Annotated in this window: 1 protein-coding gene; it reads right to left on the bottom strand. The window is 64.1% G+C overall.

The features are described from left to right. Positions 1-225 (bottom strand): hypothetical protein (locus tag ABG80_RS02055; protein ID WP_152987415.1); only part of this gene is annotated, 225 nt, incomplete at its 3' end. Between the last annotated feature and the right edge of the window lie 48 nt (positions 226-273).

Raw genomic sequence — 273 nt, forward strand, 5'->3', positions numbered from 1 at the left:
CGCGCCAGGAGCCCACGCACGCACCGGCACGGACACCTGCTCACCCACTCGGCCCTCGAAAGGCTTGGTGTCCGGAACTGTGAGGGTGAAGAGTTGAACGAGGCCACGGTTATCGAGGCCCTCGATCTGGAGAACCTGGCGGGTGGGGATCACCTCGCCGGTCTTCTTGTTGACGCCACCACCCAGGGTGGTGACTGCTCGAATGGTGCCGGTCAGCGTGAGCATCACAGGCTCCCTTGATCCAGGGCACCGGAACGCTCGATAGCTTCCTCG

The organism is Aquabacterium parvum (assembly GCF_001447195.1).
GTDB lineage: Bacteria > Pseudomonadota > Gammaproteobacteria > Burkholderiales > Burkholderiaceae_C > Aquabacterium > Aquabacterium parvum.